Origin of the sequence: Flavobacterium amylolyticum (assembly GCF_048284335.1) — a bacterium.
GTDB lineage: Bacteria > Bacteroidota > Bacteroidia > Flavobacteriales > Flavobacteriaceae > Flavobacterium.
In genome coordinates this window covers 744,755-768,733 of sequence record NZ_JBLVPG010000001.1, presented here as the reverse complement: position 1 = coordinate 768,733, position 23,979 = coordinate 744,755, and the positions used below count along the sequence as shown (strand labels likewise).

Here is a 23,979-nt window from a genome sequence, read left to right as displayed (position 1 = left end):
TTTATTGTATTATCGTACTTTTGCCAAACTATTTTAACAAAAAAGGTATATTCACTAAATATTATGGATAGGTTTTCATTTTTAAACGCAGCACACACCGAATTTTTCGCACAATTATACGATCAATACTTAGAAAATCCAGACAGCGTGGAGCCAAGTTGGAGAAGTTTTTTTCAAGGTTTTGACTTTGGAATGAGTACTTACAATGCGGAAAACAATGTAGCGCAAATTGCAAATTTTGCTTCTAATAATACGGATGTAAGTTTGGTCTCTGATAAGCTTCAAAAGGAATTTAATGTATTAAAATTAATAGATGGGTATCGTTCTCGAGGGCATTTGTTTACCAAAACAAATCCCGTTAGAGAAAGACGTACCACATCACCCACATTAGAAATTACTAATTTCGGACTTTCTTCCGCGGATTTAAACACTGTTTTTGATGCCGCTAAGGTTATTAATATTCAGCCATGCACACTTCAGGAAATCATATCTCACCTGGATACAATATACTGTCAGCATATAGGTGTTGAGTATATGTATATTCGTAAGCCAGAAGTAGTAGAGTGGATCCAGAAAAAATTAGGGATTAATGATAATCAACCTAATTTTTCTCCTGACGAAAAAAAATCAATTCTTAATAAATTAAATCAAGCGGTTTCTTTTGAAAACTTTTTGCACACTAAATACGTGGGTCAGAAACGTTTTTCTCTTGAAGGTGGTGAATCAATTATTCCGGCCTTGGACGCTTTAATTGAAAAAGCTGCAGAAAAAGGAGTAGAGCAATTTGTAATGGGAATGGCACATCGTGGCCGTTTGAATGTTTTGGCAAATATTTTCGGCAAATCTACTCAAGACATTTTTGGAGAGTTTGATGGTAAAGATTATGATCAGGAATATTTTGATGGAGACGTAAAATACCATTTAGGCCTGACGGCTGATAAAGTAACGAGCACTGGAAAAAAAATCAATATCAATTTAGCTCCAAATCCTTCGCATCTTGAAACGGTAGGAGCGGTTATTGAAGGAATTACGAGAGCAAAACAAGATAAATATTTCCCTAACGATTTCTCTAAAGTATTGCCAATAGCCGTTCACGGTGATGCTGCTATTGCTGGACAGGGAATTTTGTATGAAATTGTACAAATGGCACAACTTGACGGGTATAAAACCGGAGGAACAATCCATATTGTAATCAATAATCAAGTTGGTTTCACCACAAACTACCTTGATGCAAGATCGTCAACATATTGTACGGATGTTGCCAAAGTAACACTTTCACCAGTTTTACACGTAAATGCAGATGATGCTGAAGCAGTAGTACACGCAATATCTTTTGCACTGGATTTCAGAATGGAATTTGGTCGGGATGTATTTATTGACCTGTTAGGATATAGAAAATACGGGCACAATGAAGGCGATGAACCTCGTTTTACCCAACCAGTATTGTATAAAATAATTGCAAAGCACAAAAATCCAAGAGATATTTACATGGAGAAGTTGCTTGCAGACGGAGTGATTGATACTACTTTTGTAAAAGGATTAGAGCAAGAATATAAATCTAATCTGGAGGTTAACTTAGAAGAATCCCGTAAAAAAGATTTAACTATCATTACCCCATTTATGAAAAATGAATGGAAAGGGTTTGAGCAAGTTTCAGATGTTGAAATGCTTAAAAAAGTAGACACTACTTTCCCTGCAGCAGGATTGACTGAGGTTGCAAATGTAATTTGTAATCTTCCGACAGATAAAAAGTTTATCAGCAAGATACAAAAACTGATCAACGACAGAAAAACAATGTTTTTCGAAACCAATAAGCTGGATTGGGCCATGGCTGAACATTTAGCGTATGGGTCACTCTTGAAAGAAGGATATGACGTTCGTATTTCCGGACAAGATGTTGAGCGAGGTACCTTCTCTCACCGTCATGCTGTTGTAAAAGTAGAAGATTCAGAAGAAGAAGTAACCTTATTGAGTACTTTGGAAGGAGCAACCGGGAAATTTAATATTTTCAATTCCCTTTTGTCAGAATACGGTGTGTTAGGTTTTGATTATGGATATGCTTTGACAAATCCAAACACATTAACCATCTGGGAAGCACAATTTGGAGATTTCAGTAATGGAGCCCAAATTATGATCGATCAATACATTTCTTGTGGTGAAGACAAATGGAACAATCAAAACGGAATTGTTCTTCTATTGCCTCACGGATACGAAGGGCAAGGAGCGGAACATTCTTCCGCTAGAATGGAGCGTTATTTACAACTTTGCGCTAGACATAACATGTATGTTGCCGATTGTACAACTCCAGCTAACTTTTTTCACTTGTTGAGAAGACAAATGAAAACAACATTCCGTAAACCACTTATTGTATTCACACCAAAGAGTTTATTGCGTGATCCAAGAGTAGTTTCTACAGTGGAAGAATTTGCAACAGGTAGTTTTCAGGAAACCTTTGATGATACAATAGTTAATAAAGCGGATGTAAAAACACTAGTTTTTTGCACCGGTAAATTCTATTATGACATTATTGCCGAAAGAGAAATTCTGACTAGAAATGATGTTGCTGTAGTTAGAATCGAACAATTGTTTCCATTACCAGTAGAACAATTAAAAGCAATTATAGCGACATATCCAAACGCTGATGATTTTGTTTGGGCGCAAGAAGAACCTAAGAATATGGGTGCTTACAGTTTTATGCTAATGAACTTCGATTTAGTGAAATGGAGATTGGCATCATTAAAAGCCTATGCAGCTCCAGCAGCAGGAAGTTATACACGAGCAAAACGCCGTCATGCCGATGCTTTACGAATGGTTTTTGATAAAAATTTATACAGATAAAAAAATAGTTTAAAGTTTAAGATTTAAGATTGCATTTGCAACACTTTAAATTTTAAACAATTCAAACCTTAAACAAAAAAAAGATGATTTTAGAAATGAAAGTCCCATCACCAGGGGAATCTATAAAGGAAGTTGAAATTGCAACTTGGTTAGTAAAAGACGGAGACTATGTAGAGAAAGACCAAGCGATTGCTGAGGTAGATTCTGATAAAGCCACATTAGAATTGCCTGCAGAAGCTAGTGGGATCATTACTTTAAAAGCAGAAGAAGGCGATGCAGTAGCAGTAGGAGCAGTAGTTTGTCATATTGATACCGATGGAGTAAAACCAACCGGGGATGCGCCAGTAGTTGAAACTTCAAAAACAGAGGAAGCTCCAAAAGTCGAAGTAAAAGCAGCAGTGCCAGTAGCTCCAGTAGCGACTACAACTTACGCTTCAGGAACACCTTCTCCAGCAGCAAGAAAAATATTAGATGAAAAAAATATAACGGCAGCTTCAGTAACCGGAACTGGAAAAGACGGAAGAATTACTAAAGATGATGCTGTTAATGCAGTACCTTCAATGGGGACTCCTACAGGTGGATCTCGTGGGACAGAGCGCACTAAGTTATCTATGTTGCGCAGAAAAGTAGCAGAAAGATTAGTGGCTGCTAAAAACGAAACGGCCATGTTAACAACTTTCAACGAAGTAAACATGACGCCAATCAACTTGATTCGAAATGAATACAAAGATGCGTTTAAGGCAAAGCATGGTGGAATTGGGTTAGGATATATGTCATTTTTTACTAAAGCAGTAACTAGAGCTTTAAAATTATTCCCGGATGTTAACTCAATGATGGATGGTGATCATAAGATTGCATTCGACTTTTGCGATATTTCTATTGCGGTTTCAGGACCAAAAGGATTGATGGTGCCTGTAGTTCGCAATGCTGAAAACTTGACGTTCCGTGGTGTAGAAGCGGATATTAAACGTTTGGCAATTAAAGCGCGTGATGGACAAATCACTGTTGATGATATGACAGGAGGAACTTTCACGATTACCAACGGTGGCGTTTTTGGAAGTATGTTGAGTACGCCCATTATCAATCCACCACAATCAGGAATTCTTGGGATGCACAATATTATTGAGCGTCCGATTGCAGTCAATGGCAAAGTAGAAATTCACCCGATGATGTATGTGGCTTTATCCTATGATCACAGAATTATTGATGGTCGTGAATCAGTTGGGTTCTTAGTGGCTGTTAAAGAAGCTTTAGAAAACCCATTGGAATTATTGATGGACAACAATCCTAAAAAAGCATTTGAATTGTAATACTAATATTCATTCTTTTGCTAAAGAAATAATTTGAATCCTGTCTTGTGTAAAAATGAGACAGGATTTTTAGTATAAAATAAATAAGATTATTTATAGCAGTAACAGTTGCTAAGCCTGTTTTTAAATTCAAAATTGTCGAATGGATACAATAACTAGTTGTTTTATTGCTTTTTTTGCAAATTGATTTAGCAGTAATCAGAATATTACTGCAAAGGCTGTATTTTTATTTGACATCTTCAGAAAAGAGTATCTCGGCTAAGCTTTCGTCTCTTAAATAAATATCATTAAAAAAATTAATTTCGCCAGAATCGTTGACCCAAGAGGTGAAATATCCAATATGAACTGGAATTTTCTTTTTTAGCACGTGAGTAGTTTCCTTGCCACTTTCCATCGCATTATTAATGCGTTCTACGGGCCAATCGGGATTGTTTTTTAAAATGAGGTGGGCTAATTCTCGGGCCTTATTGACGTTAATACATCCATGACTATAGGCTCTGTATTCCGATTCAAATAAACTTTTAGATGGAGAGTCGTGTAAGTAAATATCATTTGAATTTGGAAAAATAAATTTAACCTTACCCAAAGGGTTTTTTGGACCGGGTTTCTGTCTTACTCTACCGTTATTCCATTCCATATTATTAGAAACCAGATAGTTTTTGTCGCGAGCCATTGCCGTTTTTATCTCACTTTGAACAATGCTGGTTGGGATATTCCAGTATGGGCTGAATACGATATGGCTAATCTTACCACTAAAAATTACAGTTTCATTCATGGTTCCACCCACGAATACTTCAGACTCCAATTCGCTTTTTCCATTTCTTTTAAAAATTAGTTTAAAGGAAGGAATGTTAATAATAATGTACTGCTCAGCTTTGGTAAGCTCTGGAGCAATCCATCGGCATCGTTCCATGTTTAGCATAATGGTTTTGATGTAATTTTCAATAGGAATATTCATCCGCTGAATGTGACTGGATGTAATGTTATAGTCGGGTTTATACCCATTTCTTTTTTTGAAATTTTGTATTCCTGCCATTAGTTCCTCATCGTACGAACTGCTGTTGGAATCGTGTTTTAAATCTCCTATTACAGCAAGTCGTTGTCTGATTTGAGAGATGGTTTTGGAGTTGTCTCCAGGTTTGTATTCTCGGATTAAGGAATCAGTACCTATTAAATTCCATGTTCCACTCTGTTCTATTTGCCGGTATTTTTTTAAAGCATCACGGAGTTTGTAATATTGTCCAAAGAATTGCTCCTCATTTTTATCTAACAATTGAGGATCCGCTAACAGAGTATTTAAAAGGCTGACATACGACAGGTTTTTGACAGGTAAAAACCAACCAATTTCTCTTATTTTTTGTACGTCAATACCTTGATATACTTTTTTTGCATAAAAAAGATACATGGCGGATAATAACAGTTCCGTTTCGGTTAAGGTTAGACTGTTAGCTAATTTGGGATTAAAGATAGCGTCAACTTTATCTTTATAGGCTAATCGGGATTTGACGCCTTCTTCCTCAAGTTGATTAACTTTAGAATATAATAAATTGGCAAATTCTATAACGCCTTTCCCATCAAACCAGATGGAATTATAATTTCTTTTTTTATACAAGGCATTAACATCTGATTTGTATTTTTTTAAATTGGGATATTTCTTAAAAAACCGATTAATAACTGTGCTGTCTATTATTACTGTCGATTTTTCTGAGTTTTTTAGTGAGGTAGTTTTTACAAAATAAGTTTTGTTACCACAGGAAATAATGGTGCTATTGGGATAAACTTTGGTTGTTGATAAGCCAATCAAGAAAAAGACAGCAAATAAAGTGAAGCTTCTCATGGCAACATGATTTGTATAAAGGTAGTAAAAAAGGGCTTTTATTTAGGATTATTATAAAATATTTTCGGCAAACTATTGGTAATTGGGGTTTTAAATAGTTTTTTTTGTTTGAAAGTAGTAGAGAAAAAGTTTCTTTTGAATGATTTTTTTCATTTTTTTACCTGTTACACATTCGGTCTTATATATTTCCTTAATTTTGCCGAAATATTTTGAAAAAGTGGGAAGCAAAAATAAATTAAAAAGATTCAAAGAAAACGAGACATTCAATAACGTTTTTCAACCAACTAGAGAAGATGTAGTAGGGGATTTATTTCCACTTAAAGGGAAATGGAATTCAGAATTCTTCAAAAATGAAAATCCTTTGATACTTGAATTAGGATGTGGAAAAGGGGAGTATTCTGTAGGTCTTGCTGAAAGATACCCTAACAGAAACTTTGTGGGTATTGATATAAAAGGCGCTCGTTTCTGGCGTGGTGCTAAAACTGCAGTAGAAACGGGATTGTATAATGTGGCTTTCATCAGAACCCAGATTGAATTAATCAATCATATTTTTGCTGAAAACGAGGTAGACGAAATCTGGATTACTTTCCCGGACCCGCAAATCAAATACAAACGAACCAAACACAGAATGACAAATTCAGAGTTTTTACAGTTGTATAAAAAAATTCTGAAAAAAGAGGGAATCGTAAATTTGAAAACAGACAGTGAGTTCATGCATGGATACACTTTAGGATTGTTGCATGGAGAGGGGCATGAAGTTTTGTACGCCAATCACAATGTTTATGTAAATGAAGGGAGTCCGGAAGAGGTAACTGCTTTTCAGACTTTTTATGAAAAACAATATTTGGAAATTAATAAAGCAATTACGTATATTCGATTTAAAATTAAAGAATAGTTTTCTATTTGAGATAGATTTCTTTTTTTGATACTTGTACTAAGTCTATGAATTTAATCATTTCCTTGTTTTTGGGTTTTATTACGGCTTTTGTAGGGATTACGCCTCCGGGATTAATTAATATGACAGCAGCTAAAGTTAATCTCAAGGAAGGAAAAAGAAGTGCTTATTGGTTTGTTCTAGGAGCCGTTTTTATAATTTTCTTTCAGGCTACGCTCGCCATCTTGTTTGCCCAATTCATAAAAGAGCATCCAGATGTTATTGTTTTACTTCGTGAAGTGGGTTTTGCTATTTTTTCCGCGCTTACCATCTATTTTTTGTTAATTGCTAAAACACCAAAAAAGAGAAAAGGTAAAATAAAAAAAAAGAGTACTTCCACCCGTTTTTTTCTTGGAATGTTGCTTTCTGCTCTTAATTTTTTTCCCATTCCGTATTATGTTTTTGTAAGTGTCACTTTAGCGTCATACAATCTGTTTTATTTTGATACAACTCATGTTTTTGTTTTTGTAACAGGAGTAGTACTGGGTTCTTTTTTGGTGTTTTATTGTTACATTACTTTCTTTCAAAAAATTCAAGATAAAACGGATTATTTCTTGCGCAATATGAACACTATTATTGGCAGCATAACGGGTTTTATATCATTAGTTTCTTTAATCAATATTATACGGTATTATCTGAGGTAGTTTTTCTGGAGGATATAATACTTATACACGCTTTTTATTACAGTCATAATTATGTCCAATGATAATTTTTTTGAACGGGTATACGCCGTTGTCCGACAAATACCTTATGGAAAAGTTACTTCGTATGGAGCTATAGCAAAGGCATTAGGTACGGCTCGATCTGCCAGGATGGTGGGTTGGGCAATGAATGCCTCCCACAGTCTCGAGGATGTTCCAGCGCACCGTGTGGTAAATAGAAAAGGATTACTCACAGGTAAACTTCATTTTGATGGAACTAATCTCATGCAGCAATTACTAGAAAATGAGGGGTTAATTATTATTGATAATCAAATTATGGACTTTGAAAAACATTTTTGGCAACCGGAAGTTCGTTTAGAATAATAAGATGCCATTTTAGCCTTTGTACGAGTGTTTTAATACTATAAACATCCAGTTATCCTATAATCAGTATCAATTTTCGCATCAATAAATGCGATGCAAATCTTTTATAATAAGAACTTTTCATAGTATCTTTGTAATCTGAAATCAGTTTAAATAAAGATAATATTCGGGTATTAAAATGCCAATAGAAAACAGTAAACTAAAAATGAAATTAGACAGAAAAGATATTCTTAAAGCTTTAGAAACGATTACTATAGCTGGAGAAGGAAAAAATATGGTTGAAAGTGGCGCAATAGCAAACGTAATTACTTTTGGCGATGAGGTTGTTGTAGATTTAGTATTGCACACACCGGCGATGCACATTAAAAAACGTGCTGAAGACGATATCAAAAAAACAATTCTTGAATTAGTATCTCCGGATGCTAAAATCAAAATCAATAGTAAAGTTGAGGTTCCAGACAAACCAGAAATCAAAGGGAAATCAATACCAGGAATAAAAAATATCATAGGCGTTGCTTCTGGTAAAGGTGGAGTAGGAAAATCTACTGTAACTGCAAATCTGGCAGTAACACTAGCTAGAATGGGATTTTCAGTAGGAATACTGGATGCTGATATTTATGGGCCGTCTATGCCAATCATGTTTGATGTAGAAAATGAAAAACCTGTTTCTGTAACAGTCGATGGGAAATCAAAAATGAAACCCGTTGAGAGCTACGAAGTTAAAATTCTTTCGATTGGATTTTTCACGGCACCTAGTCAAGCGGTAATATGGAGAGGACCAATGGCTTCAAAAGCGTTAAACCAAATGATTTTTGATGCAGATTGGGGAGAATTGGATTTTATGTTAGTTGATTTGCCTCCAGGAACAGGAGATATTCACCTTTCTATTGTACAATCATTACCAATTACAGGTGTTGTCATCGTGAGTACTCCTCAAGCAGTCGCTTTGGCCGATGCTAAAAAAGGAGTTTCCATGTTCTTGTCAGAAGCTATTAATGTTCCTGTTTTAGGAATTATTGAGAACATGGCGTTCTTTACTCCCGAAGAATTACCAGAAAATAAATATTACATCTTTGGAAAAGAAGGGGCTAAAAATCTTGCAGAAGATTTAGAAGTACCGTTCCTTGGTGAAGTGCCAATCGTGCAATCTATTCGTGAAGCAGGAGATTACGGTCGTCCGGCAGCGATGCAAACAGGTTCCGTTATTGAAACTGTTTTCGAAGAAATTACCAGAAATATAGTGCGGGAAGTAATTAGCAGAAACGAGAGTTTACCTGCAACTGAGGCTGTTAAAATAACAACCATGGCAGGTTGTTCAGCAGTAAAAAAATAAAAATTAGAAACTGAAAGTGATTTTTAATCTTTCAATTTTCTAATTGTACAATCTTTAAATGAAGCAAATGACAACAGAAGAATTAACAATAGAAGTTCAAAAAGCACTTGAAGAAATCAGACCTTTTTTGAATTCTGACGGTGGTGACATCACATTGATTTCCATCGAGGACGATAAACACGTAAAAGTTCGTCTCGAAGGAGCATGTACTAGCTGCAGTGTAAACCAAATGACATTGAGAGCTGGCGTAGAAACCACCATCAAAAAGTTTGCTCCACAAATAGAAACTGTTGTGAATATTCTATAAATTTTTTGGGCGTGACGCTTTTAATAAAAAAAGCTGCTCGATATAATAGATGGTTGCGTTTTTTCTTAAAAGCATCGTTTTTTGAGAATTATGTGTAGGTGGTAATTTTTGTAATACAAAAAAATACCTGTCACCAGCTGTCCTCTTCTTAATCTCAAATCTCACGCACAAACAATACGCATTCCAAAAGTATACAATTGATTAACCAAGCAATTCCAAGTTTTAAAAAATGGATGTATTAATAAAGATTAAAGATCGTGAAGGAGTAGTACATGAATTACAAGCTCCTACAGATATGGCCATGAACATAATGGAATTGTGTAAAGCCTATGAACTTCCGGTAGAAGGCACCTGTGGCGGAATGGCCATGTGTGCTTCTTGTCAGTGTTATGTATTAAATAATGTTACATTACCAGAAATGGGAGAGGAGGAAGAAGCCATGCTTTCGGAAGCATTTTATGTAAAATCAAACAGCCGTTTGGGTTGTCAAATCCCCATCACGGAAAGCTTAGAAGGACTAGAACTGGAGTTAGCTCCTGAAAATTAGATAATAAAAGTGAGTAGAAATTCTCATTTTTATTATTTATAATCCTTAAGGTTCGTCGGGCCTTCAAGTATTTCTTTAACAACTTGAAGAATGCCATTTTCTTTCGTTTCTATTGACCATTTGATCAATGTGATCGTTCCATTTACAATCTCAATTCCGGTTATACTTCGGGGATGTACACAGCTACCGTCATTAAAATAGGGCGTTGATTTTTGATTTGGATATGAAAAACTAGGTCGGTGTGTATGACCCACTATGGTAATTTTGCGATTGTTCTTCTCAATCCATTTTTTTATGCGCAGCTCGATTTTTATACGTTCTATATAATTCTTAGCGGGACTTGTAGGGTCTGAAATTCCCCATATCTGTAAAGGTTTCCACAAGACACGCACCATAAATCGATTGATTTTCCATCCTATATAGTTCATGAAATCGGCTTGATGGCCATGAGTCAAAAACAGTTCTTGATGGGTTTCCTGATGAACTAAAACAAGGGCTTCGTGGCATTGTATGCCGGTAAACAAAGGTTCAATGGTGTCGTTTTGTGTGTTTGTATAAGTGGTAAGCGTTTTCTCTACGTGGTCTTTATCTCGAAAAGTCATCTCATGATTGCCCCAAATTTTATGGTATCTTTTGGAGTCGTGGAATTTCTTTAGCAGAAGATACACGTTTTTGTGTGCTTCAAAAATGGTTTTAAAGAATATGTTTTCCCATAACTCATCACCGTCTCCCAGCTCACAATAGGCAAAACCATCGTTATAATATTGAGTCATTGCATGAAAATAGACATTTCGATTGCTTGCAAAATCATCAGCAAAGCTGTTGTCACTTCTGTGGCAGTCGCTGAAAAGAATAAATTTTGATTGATCGTCAAAAGGTATTCTTTGGGCCTCTTTGTAAGCTCTTGTTAATCGTTCTTGGGAAGACATTTATTAATTTTAAAAAATAAAGATAAAAAAAATAGCGAAGTAAGTTCTTTTCTAAATTAAATACTTCTTTAAAAGAAGGTATTTTTAATTATTTAAAGCAGTTTCTGCTTTTTGTAAAATACGCTCTATAAATAAGGAATATGCTTCTTCAGAAGGATGTAATCCGTCTTGGGTCACAAGATTTATTGGCTAAGCCTTGTTGGTTGATATCTGTTGTATTTATAAATACAACCGTGTTGTCATCGCAGTATTTTGCAAAAGCATTATATGGATCAATTTCCGTAGAAATTTTCATTTGATTTATTGATTCTTGACCAAAAGAGGTGTAGCCATAATCTGGAATAGAAACTACAATTACATTCGTTTTATCTCTTTTACAAGTGCAATAGCTTTATGGATTAATTCAGGAAATTCTTTTTCGAAGAATGAAAAAGGTTTGTTTTTGGTACTGATTGGTTACACCAATTAGTGTAACCAAGTCATAATTTGAAGAACGGATCTGAAAGTTTATTGCTACAAGCAGGTTTGTCGTAGTCCGTCCTGTTTGTACTGTAATTTTCAAAGAGTACGTATTTATAGAATTGCTATTAAGTAGACTTTTCTTTAATTGTTCAGGAAATCTACTTGTTTCACAAACAGACTATGCCTAATTGTGTAACTGTGGACAAATGCAAGGTAGCTGTAAGATTGGTGTTTTGTTCTTATGAGTATGGTATTGTGTTAGACGTGCTCGCAGAAGTCCTTATTGCTGATTTTGGAGTTGTTTCGGTAACGAAATTGTCTGGACTGCAAATACAGTTAAAAAGTAGTAAAAAGAACGCAACTATTGGTTAGAATTTTTTTTCATTATTTAGAAATTAAATAAAAGTTCATTTCTAAATAATAGTTGCGTTTTTTTGAGTGAGTTCTATGCTAATTCTACTTTCATCATGATGGTTTCTTCAATGGCATCCCAAAGACCAATACGTTTTTCTAAAGCCAATTTCGAAACTTCCTCAACATCTGACCATTTTTGCGCATCTGTTCCACAAAGTTGTGTAATCATCTTCATTGCCATAGGACCGTGTTCATCAGCATCCAATTCGATGTGTCTTTCGAAATAATAAATAAGTTGTCTCAAATCCGTTTTAGGAAAATTTTCTTGAAAGTTTTTTAGGATTTCAGTGAACATGCTCGGAATCAAATCTTCTCTTCCAAAAGTAAAGGCAGCTGCAATTTCATGTGATTTTCCTTCTTCAATAACTCTAAAAGTAAAATCTAGAAAAGCTTTAATGTTAGGGTGTAGATTGCTTTTTTTAATGGCAACAAATATGTTTTTAAGGGAATCTACTTCTGACAGAAATTGTTTTATTCCTGCGGTATTCGCATTACAAGCTTCCATCGCTTCAATGTACATCTCGTAATGACTTGATCGTCGGCCATCTAATGTCAAATCGGTCTCTTCAGCAAGTACAATTTCGTTTATCAGATATCTGGTTTCAGGGTTTTCTGTGGCAAACCAGGGTGTGGTTGTACAGGTTAACTTGGCTTGCAATGCCTTTAACAAGGACATAAAATCCCAAACCGCATAAATATGATTCTCCAGAAAACACTGTAAGTCTTCAACGGTTTTAACTTTTTTATATAAGGAATGTTGTAACAATAACTCTTTCTGAGGCTGAATGCTATTGTTGATTGTATCAATATTCATAGGTGATATTTTTATGTAAATATAAAAAAGCTTCCTGTTTCCAGGAAGCTTTTACGATCAATTTTACAAATACTTTAATAGTCGTTTAATTCTATTTAAAGGCTGCAATTCCAGTAATATCCATTCCTGTAATTAACAAGTGGATGTCGTGTGTCCCTTCATACGTAATTACAGATTCAAGATTCATCATGTGGCGCATAATTGAATATTCTCCTGTAATTCCCATTCCGCCTAACATTTGTCTGGCTTCCCGTGCAATATGTATTGCCATATCAACATTGTTTCTTTTGGCCATTGAAATCTGAGCTGTAGTTGCTTTTCCTTCATTTCTCAAAACGCCTAATCTCCATGTCAATAATTGGGCTTTTGTGATTTCAGTAATCATTTCGGCTAATTTTTTTTGTTGTAGTTGCGTTCCTGCGATTGGTTTGTCAAACTGAATCCTTTCTTTGGCGTATCGCAAAGCAGTATCGTAACAATCCATGGCAGCGCCAATAGCCCCCCAAGCTATACCATAACGTGCTGAATCAAGACAGCCAAGTGGTGCTCCTAATCCAGACTTATTAGGTAATAAGTTTTCCTTAGGAACTTTGACATTATCAAAAATTAGCTCTCCAGTAGAGGAGGCACGAAGTGACCATTTGTTATGTGTTTCCGGTGTAGAAAAACCTTCCATTCCGCGTTCTACGATTAAACCGTGAATTCTGCCTTCTTCATTTTTGGCCCAAACTATGGCAATATCAGCAAACGGCGCATTTGAAATCCACATTTTAGCACCATTCAGCAGATAATGGTCGCCCATATCTTTAAAGTTGGTAATCATGCTTCCTGGATCTGAACCGTAATTAGGTTCTGTTAGTCCAAAACAGCCCATGTATTCTCCCGTAGCTAACTTAGGTAAGTATTTTTTACGTTGTTCTTCATTTCCGTATTTCCAAATCGGATACATCACCAAAGATGATTGTACGGATGAAGTGGAACGAACACCAGAATCACCGCGTTCTATTTCCTGCATGATTAAACCGTAGGATATCTGGTCTAAACCTGCACCACCATATTCTTCCGGAATGTAAGGTCCAAAACCACCAATTTCGCCCAAACCTTTAATAATTTGTTTTGGGAATTCTGCCTTTTGAGCATATTCTTCTATAATAGGAGATACTTCACGTTTTACCCATGCACGAGCAGATTCACGCACTAGTTTGTGTTCTTCGGTTAGTAAATCGTCTAAGTTATAGTAATCTGGAGCTTGAAATAAGTCTGGTCTCATGGTTAGGTGATTTTTATGTGATGCAAATTTACATAAAGAAATATAACAAAAGCATTAACAAATGTTATATTTTTTTAAAATTATAAAAAAAGCTCGTGTCTTTTTTAGTAATGCCATGTTAAATTTAATACTATTTTTGACGCTGTTGAATTAATTCAGAATATATTCTGCTATTTAGAAGTAATTATGTTAATCTGGTTTTAAAAGTGGGGTTAAAAATACCTAAATGAAGGTTTTGTATTTTTGTCAATTGATAAAAGTAACACTGCTGGGCAAAAAGCAATGGCTGAATACGATGATATTCTTAACAAAGAGAATAGTTTTCTACTTGTAAAATCAGATAAAGACGAATTGTTAAAAACAAATAAATGGAGGTATTATTATGCGTTTTGTGTTGTTTGGAAAAAACGGGAAAATCATCAGTACTGATGATCCAAGACCATCAAGTCCGGAAATCGAAACATTGATACAGAAATAGATGTAGGATAATCAAAAATATATTCCTGAAAACGTTATGTCTCTTTTTTAATATTTGGAAAAGGAAGAAGTTACGATAAACAAAAAAGAATTTAAATTCTAAATGTGCATTACATCTTTAAATAAAAATCCTTTGTCAATTCTATGTATTCTGTTGTGTATTGGTGTCTTGAAGTTTCGATAATCAATTCATCTATTGTTATACTGGTATTTTCATTTCGACTAAAAGCCAATAAACTGCGCTTAATTTCGGTAGCTGGAGTTCCTTTTACACGAGTGATTTTTAAAGGATATAATTCGAATGCTGCGGCTATAGCCAAGAAGTTTTTTTCTTCTTTAAAGGGAATTATGACAGAGAAAATACCGTTTTCAGAAAGTAGTAAAGCGGCCGCTTCGATTAAATCTTCAAAAGGCATTGCATTTGCAAAACGGGCTAAATCGCGTTTTTCGTTTTCAGATTTATAATCGTCAGTATAGAATGGAGGATTGGATACAATTAAGTCGTATTCGTCTTCTGGTTCTTCTACAAATTCATCCAAACCGGCATGAAAACAAAATAATCGATCGCTCCATGGAGAGTTTTCAAAATTATCAACAGCTTGTTCGTAAGCTTGGTCGTCGATTTCTAAAGCGTCAATTTGTTCCGCGTTACTTCTTTGTGCAAGCATTAAAGCGATTACACCTGTTCCGGCTCCAATATCTAAAATGCTAAAGGGATCGTTTTTAATGGGTGTCCAGGCGCCAAGTAAAACACCGTCGGTTCCAATTTTCATGGCACAACGATCTTGTTGGATGGAGAATTGCTTGAATGAAAACATGAAGATTTAAGATTGTCTGTTAACGAGTGTTGATTTTAATCGCTTGTTCGCTAGCGTTCAGGTTAGATTTTGAGGAACGGAATACTAAAAAGGACTATGGTACACTAATTATAGGTACATTTCAATGAGTCCTTCGGGTAGATCCATGATGACTTTTTTGTTTTCTCTGTCAATTTTTACAAGGAAATGGTCAATCATAGGAATGAGAATTTCTACATCGCCGTTTAGAACTTCAAAAAGAGGTTGGGCAGTAGTGTCATTTATCGATTGGATTTTTCCAACAACACCAAGACGTTTGTCTTCCACTTCAAAATCAATTACTTCATGGAAGTAGAATTTGTTGCCAGTAAGTTTTGGCAACATATTTAAAGGAAGATAAATTGCGTTACCTATAATAGCATCGGCATCTTCTTCGGTATTCATATCTTCAAAACGAATTCTAAGAAAATCATTTTTGTGCAGGGAGCTGCTTTCAATAAAAAAAGGAACCAAGTGTTTGTTGCATTCAACAAACACTGATTCCAAGTTTTCGTATAACTCCGGTTCGTCCGTGTCTAAATAGGCAAGAACTTCTCCTTTGAAACTAAATTTTTTAGCGATTTTACCTAAGTAGAAACAATCTTCTTTACGCATGTTCGCCTTCTAAAATTATGCTTCAGTTGTTTCGTTATTTTCTTCTGCAGCAGGAGCTTCTTCAGCTTCAACTTCAGCAACTTCTTCTTCAACAGCTGGAGTTGCAGCAGCAATAGCATCAGCTTCTGCTTGTGCAGCTGCAGCTAAACGTTTTGCATTGACATCTTGTTCTGCTTTGAAAGCTTTAGCTTTAACATCAGCTTGTGCTTTTGTCAAACCGTCTTTCTTAGCGTCAACTTTTCCAGATTTTGCATCTAACCAAGCATTTAATTTTACATCAGCTTGTTCTTGAGTTAAGGCACCTTTGCGGATACCACCATCAAGGTGATGTTTCAATAAAGCACCTTTGTAAGAAAGAATTGCTTTAGCAGTATCTGTTGGTTGAGCACCATTGTGCAACCATTTTACTGCACTATCAAGGTTTAAGTCGATAGTTGCTGGGTTTGTATTTGGATTGTAAGTACCTATTTTTTCTAAGTATTTACCATCTCTTTTTGAGCGAGCATCAGCTGCTACAACCCAGTAAAAAGGTTTTCCTTTTTTACCGTGTCTTTGTAATCTAATTTTTACTGACATAATCTTGTGATTAAATTGTGAGGTACACGACCTCGATTAATTAAGGGTGCAAAGATACGTTTTTTATTGATTAATGCTAATTCGATAAATGTTTTAATCTTTACGAATGATTATAAGATCGATTTAGATGCTTTTTTTTGAATAACTATTATTTTTGCGATAACAATTTTTTTGACAGTTCAAAAAGTGTCGTTTTGTGCAGTATTATTTGTAGCATAATGTGGCGTTTTTTCTGTAATTTATTATCAGAAAGGGACTGGTTTTAATAGCACTTCTTTCAGGTCGTGAAAGGAAATGTTTTTTACGACCATAATCTTAAAGCTAGCTTAATTTACAGATGGTTCACTACAAAAAGAATCAGAAATTCCCAAGATTTAATTTTTAAGACTATTTGTGAAATGTTTTAAAAGGAACTTGTAGGGATTAACTATTTAAAGACAATTGTTTGTGTTATGATGTATAATTGTAGTAAAATTGGTGTCGTAGCTGGGGTAGTTAAATTGTTCTTGCCAAGTATGAGATCTTAAAGTGTGCCATAGAGCCGGCTTTCAGATTTATTGCAAAAAAACACAAACACAAATTCGTTTGACTACCTTGTTTTAATTTTTAACAAATTTTTTTTTCAAGCGATAAGCTTCGGGTACGTCCATCAGTTCCGAAAATCATATGAATTGGGATTCTGAAAACACTTGATTTTGGCGATTTAAATGATTCGTTTTTTTGTTTCAAATTAAAATAAAATCATAAATAAGCTAACATATAGTAGATTAGAAAAAAAAATACATTACATTTGTTGTATTATTTAAATAAGTACATATGAATATTTTTGTTGGAAGTCTTCCATTCAGTATTGAGGAAGCAGATTTAAGAGAGTCTTTCGAGGCTTACGGAGCAGTTGATTCAGTTAAAATTATTACTGATAAATTTACTGGAAGAAGTAAAGGTTTTGGTTTTGTTGAGATGCCAAATGATGACGAAGCTCAAAAAGCAATTGACGAATTGAACGGAGCTACTGTTCAAGGACGTGCAATCGTAGTAAACAAATCTGAGCCTAAACCAGAAGGTGAAAGAAGAAGTTTTAACAATAACAGTCGTGGTGGAGAATCACGTGGTGGTTATGGTGGTGGAAACAGCCGTGGTGGAGACAACCGTGGTGGTGGAAACAGAGGAGGATATTAATATTTTTTTCTAAAGTATAAAAAAAGGCGTCAATTTTTTGACGCCTTTTTTGTTGTTTATTATTTTATTTAAAGCCGAGTAAAAGCTAAAAGGGAGTGTTGTTTTTCAGGTTGTAATCTTAGCTATTACTCAATTTTAAACAAAAAAACTTTGGAAATTTATAGATTAGCAACTAACCAGTCGCCTACTTCACTAGTTTTGTATGCTTTTGCATCTTTTCCAGCTAAATCCTCTGTTACAATTCCTTGTTCTAATGATTTGTTGACTACTAGTCGTATGGCTGCTGCTTCTTCTTTTAATCCAAAAGCATCTTCAAACATCATGGCAGCAGATAATATGGTCGCTAGAGGATTGGCAATATTTAAGCCTGTTGCTTGAGGATACGATCCGTGAATAGGTTCGTACAATGAAGTGTGTTCTCCTACTGATGCAGATGGCATTAATCCCATGGAACCCGATATTACTGAAGCTTCATCTGTTAATATATCACCAAATAAATTTTCTGTAATCAAGACATCATATGAATTTGGCCATTGCACCAACCGCATGGCAACCGCATCAACGAATTCATAACTCACCGTTACTTCAGGATACTCTTTTTCCATTGCTTGTACAGTTTCTCTCCACAAACGAGATGTCTCCATTACATTGGCCTTATCTACACAACATAATTTTTTAGTACGGGTCATTGCTAGTTCAAAACCTTTCTTAGCCAAACGTTTTACCTCAGATCTGGTATAGGTACACGTATCAAAAGCGGTTTCACCATTATCTTTTCTTCCTTTTTCACCAAAATAAATTCCTCCAGTAAGTTCTCTCAAGAAGATTAAATCAGTTCCTTCAATGCGTTCTCTCTTTAAAGGAGAATTGTCAATCAAAGATGGAAATGTAAAGGTTGGGCGTACATTAGCAAACAATCCCAGTTTCTTACGCATCAACAATAAACCTTGTTCTGGACGAATTGGGGCGCTTGGATCATTATCGTATTTTGGATGGCCAATGGCTCCAAACAAAACAGCATCCGCTTTCATGCAGATTTCATGGGTTTCGTCAGGATAAGGAATTCCAACAGCGTCAATAGCACAAGCTCCCGTGAGCGCTGGCGTCCAAGTGATTTCATGTTTAAATTTTTGAGCAATCGCATCCGAAACTTTTACGGCTTCATTAATTACTTCGGGTCCAATTCCGTCTCCAGCTAAAAGGGCTATATTAAATTTCATATTGCTTAGATTTTTATTGTCGTTTCTGGCCCTCTCTAAACACAGGAGAACCCGGATACAATACAGTTGTGTTTGTTTTGATTTTAATTTTTAATTTCAATATTTCAACCCAGTCTTAATCGGGTCTATCTCTACTTCGAAGAAAGCTGGCGCGGGAATTACATTGAGCATTTTTTGGGTTGCTATGATTGCAGCAACTGTTTGGTCAGAGTCCAGTCCTCTAGTTTTAAATTCTTTGCCATTATTAATCCAAGTGATTATAGTTTCACACAAGGCGTCAGAGCTACTGCCTGGTGGGATTCGTACAGCGTAGTCAATTAATTTAGGCAATTCTAAATTTTTACTTTTATATATTTTTGCCAAGGCATTCATAAAGGCATCGAATTGCCCGTCTCCTTGGGCATGCTCTTCAATAATTTCTCCATCTATTTTTAAACACAAAGTGGTGGAGGGCCGCAAGCCTTTGGCGTGTGATAACACATAAGACTCCACAATAATTTTTTCTTGATAAGTCTGGCTGTCTAAAACATCAGAGATAATATAGGGTAAGTCTTCTTTTGTAACGGTTTCTTTTTTGTCTCCTAATTCGATAATTCTTTGAGTAACTAATTTTAAATCTTCGGGGTTTAATTGCAAACCTAACTCTTGAAGGTTTTTTTCGATATTAGCTTTTCCAGAAGTTTTTCCTAAAGCATATTTTCGTTTTCTTCCAAAACGTTCCGGAAGTAAGTCATTGAAATATAGATTGTTCTTGTTGTCGCCATCAGCATGAATACCTGCAGTTTGGGTGAATACATTGTCACCAACGATAGGCTTGTTTGCCGGAATTCTATACCCAGTAAAAGTTTCCACTAACTTGCTCACTGAATATAAAGAAGATTCTTTTACACTAATTTCTATTTCGGGCAAGAAGTCGTTGATTACCGCAACAGTACTTTCAAGCGGAGCATTTCCAGCCCGTTCTCCCATTCCGTTTACCGTGACGTGAAGTCCTTGAATTCCTGCTTTTACAGCTTCCATGACATTGGCGATACTTAAATCATAGTCGTTGTGCGCATGAAAATCAAAATGAATATTGGGGTATTTTTTAATTATTTTTGAAATAAATTCGAAAGTTTCTGCCGGAATTAGTACGCCTAGTGTATCAGGTAATAATATTCTTTTGACAGGTTGCGTTACCAAAAATTCTAAAAACTGAAATACATATTCTGGAGAATTACGCATACCGTTACTCCAGTCTTCTAAATAGACGTTGGTAGCAATATCATTTTTTTGAGCTAATGCTATTGTTTGAGCAATTTCAGAGAAATGTTGTTCGGGTGTTTTTTTTAATTGATGAGTCAAATGATTCAAAGAGCCTTTAGTCAATAAATTCTGCACCTTTGCACCAGTTTTTTTCATCCATTCTATAGAAAGGCCGCCGTCAACAAAAGTTAAAACTTCAATTCGGTTACTGTATCCTTTAGCTTTAGCCCATGTCATGATGCCTTTCACACCTTGAAATTCTCCTTCGCTCACTCGAGCCGAAGCAATTTCGATTCTATCAATATTTAATTCTTCTAGCAACAATTGCGCAATGGTTAGTTTTTCTGCAGCAGAAAAGGATACTCCTGAGGTTTGTTCACCATCACGGAGCGTCGTGTCCATTATTTCAACTTTTCTTTTTTTCATTATAAATGGGATACAATTTCGATTTCATAAATTTGAAATCGGGATGTGTTGTTTTGATAAAAAAACTAAAAGAATTACTCCTGGGGGAATCCCCAAAAAATCTTTAGTAACTGCATTTTAGGATTATTTTTTAATAAGGAAGTTGATTGGCAAATTCCACTACCTCTGATTTTATATTTTGTAAATAATCAATATCATCAAAACCATTAATCATATTATCTTTTTTGTAACCAGAAATAGCAAAAGAATCTACCTCTCCGGTTGCTTTAATAGTTATGGTTTGTTTTGGAAGGTTTATTTCTATTTCTGATTTTGGATCTGCTTCAATCGCTTTGAAAATTGTAGCTGCAAATTCAGCACTGACTTGAACAGGTAAAACGCCAACGTTTAAACAATTATTTCTAAAAATATCAGCAAAAAAACTAGAAACAACGGCTCTAAACCCATAATCATAAACCGCCCAAGCAGCATGTTCTCTTGAGGAACCTGAACCGAAGTTTCTGCCCCCAACAAGGATTTTTCCACTGTAGATTGGATTATTCAAAACGAAATCTTCTTTTGGGGTATTGTCTCCATTGTATCTCCAGTCCCGGAAGAGGTTGTCGCCAAAACCCAGGCGTTCGGTTGCTTTTAGAAACCGAGCAGGAATGATTTGATCCGTATCTACATTTTCTATAGAAAGCGGTACTGCGCTACTTGTAAGCACATTGAATTTATCGTAAGCCATTTGATTTTAATTGTTAATTAACGATTTCTGATTTTTAATTTCTGTTTTTGAAAATAAATCTTTAGTCGCTAACGGTTTAAATAGATGCTATAAAGTTTGAAAGCTAACATAAATAGGACTCGAGCAAAACGAATAAACGAAGCGAATCAAATATAGTCAGCTTAATGGATTTTTTTTAAATAAGTTCGCGGGGATCTGTCAAAACACCTGTCACCGCTGCAGCTGCAGCCATAAACGGACTAGCTAATAAGGTTCTTGATCCGGGGCCTTGACGTCCTTCAAAGTTTCTATTCGAAGTGCTGACGGCATATTTTCCGGCAGGAACTTTGTCGTCATTCATGGCCAAACAAGCAGAACAGCCAGGCTGACGCAATACAAAACCGGATTCTGTTAAAATAGCAAGAATTCCTTCTTCTTTAATTTGTGCTTCTACAACATGAGATCCCGGAACGAGCCAAGCGGTAACATTATCTGCTTTTTGTCGTCCTTTAACAATAGAAGCAAAAGCTCTAAAATCCTCAATACGACCATTCGTACAACTCCCTAAGAATACATAATCGATTTGTTTTCCTATCATGGCTTCCCCTTCTTGGAATCCCATATAGTCTAATGATTTTAGGTAGGTTTCGTCACCACCTTCTACGTCTTGTGTATTAGGTATGCTCTTAGAAATCCCTAATCCCATTCCGGGATTTGTTCCATACGTAATCATTGGTTCGATATCTAAGGCTGAAAAAGTAATTTCCTCGTCGAATTTTGCATCAGCATCTGTTTTTAATGTTTTCCAGTAGGCAACTGCAGTATCCCAATCAGTTCCTTTTGGAGCAAATAAACGCCCTTGTAAATAATCAAAAGTGGTTTGGTCCGGTGCAATCATTCCTCCGCGAGCCCCCATCTCGATGCTTAAATTACAAACGGTCATGCGTCCTTCCATCGTCATGTTTTCAAAAACTTCCCCTGCATATTCTACAAAATAGCCGGTGGCGCCTGAAGTGGATAATTTTGATATAATATAAAGTGCAACGTCTTTTGGAGTAACTCCAAATTGGAGTTCACCAGTTACGTTAATACGCATTTTTTTAGGTTTCGGTTGCATGATACATTGTGTAGAAAGAACCATCTCAACCTCAGAAGTTCCAATTCCAAAGGCAATAGCACCAAAAGCACCATGGGTAGAGGTATGTGAATCTCCACAAACAATCGTTGCTCCAGGTAAAGTGATTCCGTTTTCAGGGCCTACTACGTGAACAATTCCGTTTTTTATATTACCTAGTCCCCAATGGCTGATGCCATATTCTTTAGCGTTTTCTTCCAATGCTTTTAGCTGATTGGCAGATAATGCATCCTCAACCGGTAAGTGTTGGTTTATAGTGGGCGTATTATGGTCGGCAGTGGCAAAAGTGCGCTCTGGATACAAGACAGATATTCCTCTTTCTTTTAAACCTAAAAAAGCTACAGGACTAGTAACTTCATGGATGAAATGACGGTCAATGAAGAATACGTCTGGTCCATCTTCAATTTTTCGGACCACGTGTGAATCCCATACTTTGTCAAATAATGTAGTACTCATTTTAAATATTTTTAAGTGTATTTCTTTTTTACAACCCAATTATTCGCATAAAGTTGTAACAATGAAAACAAATCTAAAAAAAGAAATAAGGCTGTAAATTTTAATATTTCATTATATACGATACCCAAAATCGTATTAAGGTATTTCTTGGATGGTTTTTTATCTTTTAGGTTTCTTTTTTATTAGTACAGTTTTTATTTAGATAAAATAAAATATTAATTTCTTGCTGTTTTTGATATTTATCAAATAGTTAAAATAAGCTCCTAAAAAGCTATTATATTTATTAATTTTTAATTTAATAGAGTTAAAACCGATTTTTTTTTATTGTATTCCGCTATTTGACTTTTGTTGGAGTTGCTTTTCGAGGTAGTTCTATTAATAAATGGTATGTTTTATAGTTGTATTTCAGTATTTTTTTTTTAAAGAAATACTACGACATCCAAAAAATGTAATTTTTTGTTTTTTAGAATAGAATTAAATGAAATTGAAGGTATTTATTTTTTATAAATTGTCCATTTATGACAAGTACCTGACAATTATTTTAAATGAAGATCGCTAATTTTGAATAGTATAAAAAATTAAAAATAATATCATGCATTTAAATCAAATCGCATACAGACTTGGAGTTTTGGGAACAGTAATCATTTTAATTTGGGTGGGACTTTTTAAGTTTACGGCTCTCGAAGCTGGAGCCATAAAAGGTTTGGTCCAAAATCATTTTGCCATGGGTTGGATGTATAAACTAATGTCTGTACAAACAGTTTCTAATATAATTGGGGTTTTTGAGGTTGTAACTGGAATCGGGCTAATACTTTCTTTTTTTAATAAAAAAATCGGAATGTATGCTGGTCTGGCTTCGGCTATTATATTTGTTACAACTTTAAGTTTTTTGGCAACCACTCCGGGTGTTTTTAAAATCGTAGAAGGTTTTCCAGTAACTGATTTTTTTATCCTAAAAGACATTCCGTATTTGGCAATTTCTTTAATGGTTTGTGCAAAAAGTAAAGAATAAAAATTATTGATAGGTGTTTATAAAATCCTGCATTCTTTCTCCAAAAAAAGACTAAATTTGAAATTCATTTTTTGCA

At 35.2% G+C, this 23,979-nt stretch carries 22 protein-coding genes; 10 read left to right on the top strand and 12 right to left on the bottom strand.

Going from position 1 to position 23,979, the window contains the following annotated elements; translation table 11 throughout:
* Window positions 1-63: 63 nt before the first annotated feature.
* Window positions 64-2,838, top strand: a complete 2,775-nt coding sequence (locus tag ACNQF9_RS03440; RefSeq protein ID WP_417989657.1) for a 2-oxoglutarate dehydrogenase E1 component — start codon at window positions 64-66, stop codon at window positions 2,836-2,838.
* A gap of 83 nt (window positions 2,839-2,921) precedes the next feature.
* Entirely contained in the window at window positions 2,922-4,148 is a 1,227-nt protein-coding gene (odhB, locus tag ACNQF9_RS03435; RefSeq protein WP_417989656.1) for a 2-oxoglutarate dehydrogenase complex dihydrolipoyllysine-residue succinyltransferase, read from the top strand.
* A gap of 226 nt (window positions 4,149-4,374) precedes the next feature.
* Here odhB and ACNQF9_RS03430 read toward each other — a convergent pair whose 3' ends face one another.
* Window positions 4,375-5,985 carry a L,D-transpeptidase family protein gene (locus ACNQF9_RS03430; protein ID WP_417989655.1) on the bottom strand — a complete coding sequence of 537 codons (1,611 nt, stop codon included), beginning with the start codon at window positions 5,983-5,985 and terminating at the stop codon, window positions 4,375-4,377.
* 217 nt (window positions 5,986-6,202) lie between these two features.
* Between ACNQF9_RS03430 and trmB the strand changes: the two genes are divergently transcribed.
* The 6 genes from trmB to ACNQF9_RS03400 all read left to right on the top strand — a co-directional run bounded on the left by trmB (window position 6,203) and on the right by ACNQF9_RS03400 (window position 10,131).
* Window positions 6,203-6,880 (top strand): tRNA (guanosine(46)-N7)-methyltransferase TrmB, encoded by a 678-nt coding sequence (trmB, locus tag ACNQF9_RS03425; protein ID WP_417959394.1) that lies wholly within the window; start codon window positions 6,203-6,205, stop codon window positions 6,878-6,880.
* A 47-nt stretch (window positions 6,881-6,927) separates the two neighbouring features.
* Window positions 6,928-7,563 (top strand): LysE family transporter, encoded by a 636-nt coding sequence (locus tag ACNQF9_RS03420; RefSeq protein WP_417958840.1) that lies wholly within the window; start codon window positions 6,928-6,930, stop codon window positions 7,561-7,563.
* 51 nt (window positions 7,564-7,614) lie between these two features.
* Window positions 7,615-7,944 (top strand): MGMT family protein, encoded by a 330-nt coding sequence (locus ACNQF9_RS03415; RefSeq protein WP_417958839.1) that lies wholly within the window; start codon window positions 7,615-7,617, stop codon window positions 7,942-7,944.
* Between the two features lie 205 nt (window positions 7,945-8,149).
* The gene (locus ACNQF9_RS03410) at window positions 8,150-9,277 is read left to right on the top strand and encodes an Mrp/NBP35 family ATP-binding protein (RefSeq protein ID WP_417989654.1); all 1,128 of its coding nucleotides are present in this window, start codon (window positions 8,150-8,152) and stop codon (window positions 9,275-9,277) included.
* A gap of 67 nt (window positions 9,278-9,344) precedes the next feature.
* Window positions 9,345-9,584, top strand: a complete 240-nt coding sequence (locus ACNQF9_RS03405) for a NifU family protein (RefSeq protein WP_073205171.1) — start codon at window positions 9,345-9,347, stop codon at window positions 9,582-9,584.
* A gap of 229 nt (window positions 9,585-9,813) precedes the next feature.
* Entirely contained in the window at window positions 9,814-10,131 is a 318-nt protein-coding gene (locus ACNQF9_RS03400; protein ID WP_417958837.1) for a 2Fe-2S iron-sulfur cluster-binding family protein, read from the top strand.
* A gap of 32 nt (window positions 10,132-10,163) precedes the next feature.
* Here the strand turns inward: ACNQF9_RS03400 and ACNQF9_RS03395 are convergent, their stop codons facing one another.
* From ACNQF9_RS03395 to ACNQF9_RS03365, 7 genes are all read right to left on the bottom strand, one after another.
* A complete protein-coding gene (locus ACNQF9_RS03395) occupies window positions 10,164-11,060 on the bottom strand; it encodes a serine/threonine protein phosphatase (protein WP_417989653.1) in 897 nt (298 codons plus the stop codon).
* Between the two features lie 148 nt (window positions 11,061-11,208).
* A complete protein-coding gene (locus ACNQF9_RS03390; RefSeq protein WP_417989652.1) occupies window positions 11,209-11,355 on the bottom strand; it encodes a hypothetical protein in 147 nt (48 codons plus the stop codon).
* Between the two features lie 612 nt (window positions 11,356-11,967).
* Entirely contained in the window at window positions 11,968-12,750 is a 783-nt protein-coding gene (locus ACNQF9_RS03385) for a DUF3050 domain-containing protein (protein ID WP_417989651.1), read from the bottom strand.
* A 91-nt stretch (window positions 12,751-12,841) separates the two neighbouring features.
* Window positions 12,842-14,020 (bottom strand): acyl-CoA dehydrogenase family protein, encoded by a 1,179-nt coding sequence (locus ACNQF9_RS03380; protein WP_417958832.1) that lies wholly within the window; start codon window positions 14,018-14,020, stop codon window positions 12,842-12,844.
* Between the two features lie 587 nt (window positions 14,021-14,607).
* The gene (locus ACNQF9_RS03375) at window positions 14,608-15,315 is read right to left on the bottom strand and encodes a tRNA1(Val) (adenine(37)-N6)-methyltransferase (protein ID WP_417989650.1); all 708 of its coding nucleotides are present in this window, start codon (window positions 15,313-15,315) and stop codon (window positions 14,608-14,610) included.
* A 108-nt stretch (window positions 15,316-15,423) separates the two neighbouring features.
* Window positions 15,424-15,948: a ribosome maturation factor RimM gene (gene rimM / locus ACNQF9_RS03370; RefSeq protein WP_417989649.1), complete on the bottom strand. Its 525-nt coding sequence runs from the start codon at window positions 15,946-15,948 to the stop codon at window positions 15,424-15,426.
* Window positions 15,949-15,963: 15 nt separating this feature from the next.
* Complete coding sequence (locus ACNQF9_RS03365) at window positions 15,964-16,524, bottom strand: 30S ribosomal protein S16 (RefSeq protein WP_417958828.1); 561 nt, start codon at window positions 16,522-16,524, stop codon at window positions 15,964-15,966.
* 816 nt (window positions 16,525-17,340) lie between these two features.
* Between ACNQF9_RS03365 and ACNQF9_RS03360 the strand changes: the two genes are divergently transcribed.
* Window positions 17,341-17,703: an RNA recognition motif domain-containing protein gene (locus ACNQF9_RS03360; RefSeq protein WP_417958827.1), complete on the top strand. Its 363-nt coding sequence runs from the start codon at window positions 17,341-17,343 to the stop codon at window positions 17,701-17,703.
* A 158-nt stretch (window positions 17,704-17,861) separates the two neighbouring features.
* Here the strand turns inward: ACNQF9_RS03360 and leuB are convergent, their stop codons facing one another.
* The 4 genes from leuB to leuC form a co-directional block, all read right to left on the bottom strand.
* On the bottom strand, window positions 17,862-18,923 hold the full coding sequence (leuB, locus tag ACNQF9_RS03355) for a 3-isopropylmalate dehydrogenase (RefSeq protein ID WP_417989648.1): 1,062 nt from the start codon (window positions 18,921-18,923) through the stop codon (window positions 17,862-17,864).
* Between the two features lie 96 nt (window positions 18,924-19,019).
* Window positions 19,020-20,594, bottom strand: coding sequence for an alpha-isopropylmalate synthase regulatory domain-containing protein (locus tag ACNQF9_RS03350; protein WP_417958825.1), 1,575 nt, complete (start codon window positions 20,592-20,594; stop codon window positions 19,020-19,022).
* Between the two features lie 130 nt (window positions 20,595-20,724).
* Window positions 20,725-21,321 (bottom strand): 3-isopropylmalate dehydratase small subunit, encoded by a 597-nt coding sequence (gene leuD / locus ACNQF9_RS03345; protein WP_417989647.1) that lies wholly within the window; start codon window positions 21,319-21,321, stop codon window positions 20,725-20,727.
* 175 nt (window positions 21,322-21,496) lie between these two features.
* Window positions 21,497-22,891, bottom strand: coding sequence for a 3-isopropylmalate dehydratase large subunit (gene leuC / locus ACNQF9_RS03340; RefSeq protein ID WP_417989646.1), 1,395 nt, complete (start codon window positions 22,889-22,891; stop codon window positions 21,497-21,499).
* A 592-nt stretch (window positions 22,892-23,483) separates the two neighbouring features.
* On the opposite strand from leuC, the gene ACNQF9_RS03335 reads away from it, so the two are divergent.
* On the top strand, window positions 23,484-23,903 hold the full coding sequence (locus ACNQF9_RS03335; RefSeq protein ID WP_417989645.1) for a DUF417 family protein: 420 nt from the start codon (window positions 23,484-23,486) through the stop codon (window positions 23,901-23,903).
* Window positions 23,904-23,979 lie beyond the last annotated feature (76 nt).

What these genes read in the sequence shown, in the direction of transcription:
- odhB (WP_417989656.1), top strand. Translation starts at nt 2,922, where the DNA reads ATGATTTTAGAAATGAAAGTCCCATCACCAGGGGAATCTATAAAGGAA.
- ACNQF9_RS03360 (WP_417958827.1), top strand. Translation starts at nt 17,341, where the DNA reads ATGAATATTTTTGTTGGAAGTCTTCCATTCAGTATTGAGGAAGCAGAT.
- ACNQF9_RS03415 (WP_417958839.1), top strand. Translation starts at nt 7,615, where the DNA reads ATGTCCAATGATAATTTTTTTGAACGGGTATACGCCGTTGTCCGACAA.
- leuC (WP_417989646.1), bottom strand. Translation starts at nt 22,891, where the DNA reads ATGAGTACTACATTATTTGACAAAGTATGGGATTCACACGTGGTCCGA.
- ACNQF9_RS03385 (WP_417989651.1), bottom strand. Translation starts at nt 12,750, where the DNA reads ATGAATATTGATACAATCAACAATAGCATTCAGCCTCAGAAAGAGTTA.
- ACNQF9_RS03410 (WP_417989654.1), top strand. Translation starts at nt 8,150, where the DNA reads ATGAAATTAGACAGAAAAGATATTCTTAAAGCTTTAGAAACGATTACT.
- ACNQF9_RS03420 (WP_417958840.1), top strand. Translation starts at nt 6,928, where the DNA reads ATGAATTTAATCATTTCCTTGTTTTTGGGTTTTATTACGGCTTTTGTA.
- ACNQF9_RS03375 (WP_417989650.1), bottom strand. Translation starts at nt 15,315, where the DNA reads ATGTTTTCATTCAAGCAATTCTCCATCCAACAAGATCGTTGTGCCATG.
- leuD (WP_417989647.1), bottom strand. Translation starts at nt 21,321, where the DNA reads ATGGCTTACGATAAATTCAATGTGCTTACAAGTAGCGCAGTACCGCTT.
- rimM (WP_417989649.1), bottom strand. Translation starts at nt 15,948, where the DNA reads ATGCGTAAAGAAGATTGTTTCTACTTAGGTAAAATCGCTAAAAAATTT.
- ACNQF9_RS03390 (WP_417989652.1), bottom strand. Translation starts at nt 11,355, where the DNA reads ATGAAAATTTCTACGGAAATTGATCCATATAATGCTTTTGCAAAATAC.
- ACNQF9_RS03365 (WP_417958828.1), bottom strand. Translation starts at nt 16,524, where the DNA reads ATGTCAGTAAAAATTAGATTACAAAGACACGGTAAAAAAGGAAAACCT.
- ACNQF9_RS03405 (WP_073205171.1), top strand. Translation starts at nt 9,345, where the DNA reads ATGACAACAGAAGAATTAACAATAGAAGTTCAAAAAGCACTTGAAGAA.
- ACNQF9_RS03430 (WP_417989655.1), bottom strand. Translation starts at nt 5,985, where the DNA reads ATGAGAAGCTTCACTTTATTTGCTGTCTTTTTCTTGATTGGCTTATCA.
- ACNQF9_RS03395 (WP_417989653.1), bottom strand. Translation starts at nt 11,060, where the DNA reads ATGTCTTCCCAAGAACGATTAACAAGAGCTTACAAAGAGGCCCAAAGA.
- ACNQF9_RS03400 (WP_417958837.1), top strand. Translation starts at nt 9,814, where the DNA reads ATGGATGTATTAATAAAGATTAAAGATCGTGAAGGAGTAGTACATGAA.
- ACNQF9_RS03350 (WP_417958825.1), bottom strand. Translation starts at nt 20,594, where the DNA reads ATGAAAAAAAGAAAAGTTGAAATAATGGACACGACGCTCCGTGATGGT.
- leuB (WP_417989648.1), bottom strand. Translation starts at nt 18,923, where the DNA reads ATGAAATTTAATATAGCCCTTTTAGCTGGAGACGGAATTGGACCCGAA.
- ACNQF9_RS03440 (WP_417989657.1), top strand. Translation starts at nt 64, where the DNA reads ATGGATAGGTTTTCATTTTTAAACGCAGCACACACCGAATTTTTCGCA.
- ACNQF9_RS03380 (WP_417958832.1), bottom strand. Translation starts at nt 14,020, where the DNA reads ATGAGACCAGACTTATTTCAAGCTCCAGATTACTATAACTTAGACGAT.
- ACNQF9_RS03335 (WP_417989645.1), top strand. Translation starts at nt 23,484, where the DNA reads ATGCATTTAAATCAAATCGCATACAGACTTGGAGTTTTGGGAACAGTA.